This is a genomic window from uncultured Clostridium sp. (assembly GCF_934754915.1).
Taxonomy (GTDB): Bacteria; Bacillota; Clostridia; order Clostridiales; family Clostridiaceae; genus Clostridium.
Genome location: NZ_CAKVKB010000234.1, coordinates 1 through 3670, shown reverse-complemented (window position 1 = coordinate 3670; position 3670 = coordinate 1). Strand labels below are relative to the sequence as shown.

The following is a 3670-nucleotide window of genomic DNA, read 5'->3' as shown; positions in this document are numbered from 1 at the left end:
TCAGATTCTCCTCATTATTTTCTAGTACGAGAATACCATACTTTTTATCTTACGACAATTATCTTACCACCCAGGGTACTTAGTGTTCTAATCTTATTATCTAACAATAATTTCGAAGTAATTTTATATATATTTCTTTATCTAAATCCTTAAAAACATTAAAAACTATCCTATCAATTTTTTCATAGTTTGCCTTTAAAAATTCATTTACACTATTTACAGCTATAAGAGCTGCTTCGTAATTAGGAAAATTAAATTCACCTGTTGATATACAGCAGAATGCTATACTTCTAACTCCTTTTTTAACAGCTTCATTCAAACATGATTCATAACATGATTTTAAATCATTTTTTAGTGATTCTGTAGGCTTACCTGAAACAGTTGGTCCAACAGTATGAATAACATATTTGCATGGAAGATTATATGAAAATGTTATAACTGCTTTTCCAGTGGGTTCTTCATAATTCTTATTCTTTTTTCTTTGCATCTTCATATAATCATAACATTCTTCACGTAACTGTATTCCAGCTGCTGAATGTATTGCATTATCAATACATTTATGACATGGAATAAAACATCCAAGCATCTGAGAATTTGCAGCATTTACAATTGCATCAATATCCAGTCTTGTAATGTCTCCCTGCCATACTGAAATTTTTTCTCCAAATTCAAATTTTGAGTTATATAAATCTTTAATAACTGGTATATCAGCAAGTTTTACAATTCCCTTTTCTTCTGCTTCTTCCTTTAAGAACAAATCCTGTTCTCTTAAAAATTCATTAGAAATCGGATTTGGTCTACGTATATTCATTAACGAACGCATGAGTGCTCTTCTGTCACTTTTCTTATACTTAATATTCTTATATTCATCTGAATCTCTGCATAACTCTTTCACTAAATAATCCAGTCTTTCATCACTATTCATTACTTTATTTCACCTCTTTTTTTATATCATCGAGCACCTCTGCAATATCTCCATCTATACAAATTGAACTTTCCTTTATTTCATCCGGAGCAAATGCTTCATTTAAATTAATACATACATAATTAGCATTTGAAAAATTTTTTGTCATCTTCCAAAATGGATACTTTATAATTCCAGGCGTATTCATACCTGTACCTAATTCAATAAAGACTATATTTTTATTTCTATTTAAATTTAAAAAATTTTGATATCTACTATATGCAATATCCCATTTTTCATCTTCAACAAAATATTCATCACATCTTAAGTTGACTTCCATCTCTCCTCCACATACAGGACATTTAGGCACTAATTCTGTTGGTATTTTACAATCATTTTGCATTTTTATCATTTTACGTATTATAGATTCATTATAATATAACTTTTTATGACAGGCATTTGCACATTGAAAATATCCATAGTCACCTTGCACCGCAAATATTTTTTCTTTTGGAACTCCTGCAATTACAAACTGACTATCTACATTAGTAGTAATAACAAAATAATTTTTATCTCTTACCATATTTAATAAATCAACATATGGTTTTCCTGCATTAACATCATATCTGTTGTAATAAATATGTCTACTCCAATATGCCCACTTTTCTTCCTGTGTATCAAAAGGATAAAAACCTGCTGAATACATATCTTTCATTCCATATTTCTTAATATATTCTGGAAATAATTTTTCGAATCGTTCTCCACCATATGTTAAGCCTGCTGAAGTGCTCATTCCTGCTCCTGCTCCTATTACTATGGCATCTGCTTTATTTATACATTCTGCTGTTTTTAAAATTTTATCATCATAATTTTCTTCTGCAATATATGTCTTATTATCATTCTTATTTATATTAAATAAATTAGTTATTTTCATAATACTAACTCCTATCTTTTTTCTACTGCCCCAAAAGGACATACTGTTATACAATTTCCACAATGCAAACAATTCTCTTGATTTATAACAACTGGTTTAGTGCTTATATCAATGCATTTCTGTGGACATTTTGAATAACATAACTTACAACCTCTACATTTATAATTAACAAAATATCCGCTTTTCAATACTTGTACATTCTTACCAATTGCAAATGTTTTCCTTATAATAGGCTTTGATGATAAATCAAAGTATTCTCCTTGTCCTTCACACATTCTAAATACTTCTAACGCCATTCTGCTTTCTTTTGATGGATAAATTTCTTTCATATATATTTTGTTCAAATACTTCATCCAAAAGCCTGTTTCCAATATTCTCTATTCTTCCTCTAATTGAAATAGCTTTTTTATTTAATGATCCTTCTCCGTTTGTCATTCCACTAATTGCTACATATTTTTTATCCATAAGCTGTCTGTAAAATTCTTTTCCCTTTGCTGTAATAAAATACAAACAATCATCATCTACAAGCATAATATCAATAACTCTTGTCACTGGTAATCCATTTTCATCAACAGTTGCAAATACTGTTGAATGTATTTCTTCTTTTAATATTCTTAAATATTCTTTATTATTCATTTTATTCTCATCCTTTCATACTCATTTTATTTGTTACTTTTCACTATAGAAAATATAATTTGAAATTCCATTTTTTTTAGTTTATAATTTATTTAATATATATTAGGATGTACATACATTTTTATACTTAGGAGGTTTTTATATGGATAAATTCTCTACCAATTGTCCTGTTGAAATAACATTACAATTAATCGGTAATAAGTGGAAGGTCCTTATTATAAGAGATTTACTTACTGGTACTAAAAGATTTAGTGAATTAATGCATTCTGTTACTGGAATTACTCAAAAAGTTTTAACAAGCAACTTACGTTCTATGGAAAAAGACGGACTTCTTATACGCACCGTATATCCACAGGTTCCACCAAAAGTTGAATATTCTCTTACAGCAATGGGAGAAAGTCTTCAGCCCATTTTAGATTCTATGGTTTCTTGGGGTAATAATTATAAGCAAAACAGCAATTAATTTAAAACTGTTAACGTAATTCTCTACCGCTCCTATACGGTAGATTTTACTTTTAAAAATGTGTCTAAAATAATAATTTTTCTTATTATTTACTATCTTGAAATAACTAAACTCTAGCTGTTATTCTTTCCCCATCTGTATATACTATCAACAATTTCTTTTAGGCTTTCTCCAAGTTTTGTTAAACAATAATAGTCTTTATCACTACCACATTTTTTCTTATAAATAAGACTACAATCTATAAGTTCTATTAATTTTTCTCTAATAATATTCTGTGATATACCTTCTATATTTTCTTTTAATTCTATGATTGTTTTATTTCCAAGCATAAGATATGCTATAATAATGATCTTCCATCTATCACCAATAAATTTCATTGTAATCTCAACAGGACAATTAGGTAATTTTTTATTATCCATATTTTTGAACTCCTATTATCTTTAATTAAATATTAATTTCATTTTTTTATATACTGTAAAAGCAATAATTGATACACTTCCAAATTTAAATATATTAAATGGAATCATTGAGAAACACATCATGGTAAATAAATCTGTAACATATGGATTGATAGCACTTCCCATAGCAACAATTGAATCAATTGACATTCCATATAACTTTGCATATGCAGGAAATATGAAATACATATTTCCAATTACTGCAGTAATATTGGCTACAATCACACCAGTTAAAATTCCCAAGAATGTTCCTTTTTTCCCTTTTATTTTTCTAT

Annotated in this window: 7 protein-coding genes; 1 reads left to right on the top strand and 6 read right to left on the bottom strand. The window is 27.9% G+C overall.

Going from position 1 to position 3670, the window contains the following annotated elements; all coding sequences use genetic code 11:
• Window positions 1–100: 100 nt before the first annotated feature.
• From Q0F58_RS18075 to Q0F58_RS19720, 4 genes are read right to left on the bottom strand one after another with little or no spacing between them, the layout of a single operon-like run.
• Window positions 101–925 (bottom strand): protein-ADP-ribose hydrolase, encoded by an 825-nt coding sequence (locus tag Q0F58_RS18075; protein WP_294379245.1) that lies wholly within the window; start codon window positions 923–925, stop codon window positions 101–103.
• Between the two features lie 4 nt (window positions 926–929).
• Window positions 930–1838: a Sir2 family NAD-dependent protein deacetylase gene (locus tag Q0F58_RS18070; protein WP_294379244.1), complete on the bottom strand. Its 909-nt coding sequence runs from the start codon at window positions 1836–1838 to the stop codon at window positions 930–932.
• An 11-nt stretch (window positions 1839–1849) separates the two neighbouring features.
• A complete protein-coding gene (locus Q0F58_RS19725) occupies window positions 1850–2134 on the bottom strand; it encodes an indolepyruvate ferredoxin oxidoreductase subunit alpha (RefSeq protein WP_367118217.1) in 285 nt (94 codons plus the stop codon).
• Window positions 2115–2474: a pyridoxamine 5'-phosphate oxidase family protein gene (locus Q0F58_RS19720; protein WP_367118216.1), complete on the bottom strand. Its 360-nt coding sequence runs from the start codon at window positions 2472–2474 to the stop codon at window positions 2115–2117. The genes Q0F58_RS19725 and Q0F58_RS19720 overlap by 20 nt, the downstream gene beginning before the upstream one ends.
• Window positions 2475–2616: 142 nt before the next feature.
• On the opposite strand from Q0F58_RS19720, the gene Q0F58_RS18060 reads away from it, so the two are divergent.
• Window positions 2617–2937, top strand: a complete 321-nt coding sequence (locus Q0F58_RS18060; RefSeq protein WP_294379243.1) for a helix-turn-helix domain-containing protein — start codon at window positions 2617–2619, stop codon at window positions 2935–2937.
• Between the two features lie 113 nt (window positions 2938–3050).
• Here the strand turns inward: Q0F58_RS18060 and Q0F58_RS18055 are convergent, their stop codons facing one another.
• Window positions 3051–3356 carry a helix-turn-helix domain-containing protein gene (locus Q0F58_RS18055; RefSeq protein ID WP_294379242.1) on the bottom strand — a complete coding sequence of 102 codons (306 nt, stop codon included), beginning with the start codon at window positions 3354–3356 and terminating at the stop codon, window positions 3051–3053.
• Between the two features lie 21 nt (window positions 3357–3377).
• On the bottom strand, window positions 3378–3670 hold a 293-nt coding region (locus Q0F58_RS18050), incomplete at its 5' end, for an ECF transporter S component (RefSeq protein WP_367118215.1).

Excerpts from the sequence above, each read along its gene's own strand:
- Q0F58_RS18055 (WP_294379242.1), bottom strand. The coding sequence starts at position 3,356 with ATGGATAATAAAAAATTACCTAATTGTCCTGTTGAGATTACAATGAAA.
- Q0F58_RS19725 (WP_367118217.1), bottom strand. The coding sequence starts at position 2,134 with ATGGCGTTAGAAGTATTTAGAATGTGTGAAGGACAAGGAGAATACTTT.
- Q0F58_RS18060 (WP_294379243.1), top strand. The coding sequence starts at position 2,617 with ATGGATAAATTCTCTACCAATTGTCCTGTTGAAATAACATTACAATTA.
- Q0F58_RS18075 (WP_294379245.1), bottom strand. The coding sequence starts at position 925 with ATGAATAGTGATGAAAGACTGGATTATTTAGTGAAAGAGTTATGCAGA.
- Q0F58_RS18070 (WP_294379244.1), bottom strand. The coding sequence starts at position 1,838 with ATGAAAATAACTAATTTATTTAATATAAATAAGAATGATAATAAGACA.
- Q0F58_RS19720 (WP_367118216.1), bottom strand. The coding sequence starts at position 2,474 with ATGAATAATAAAGAATATTTAAGAATATTAAAAGAAGAAATACATTCA.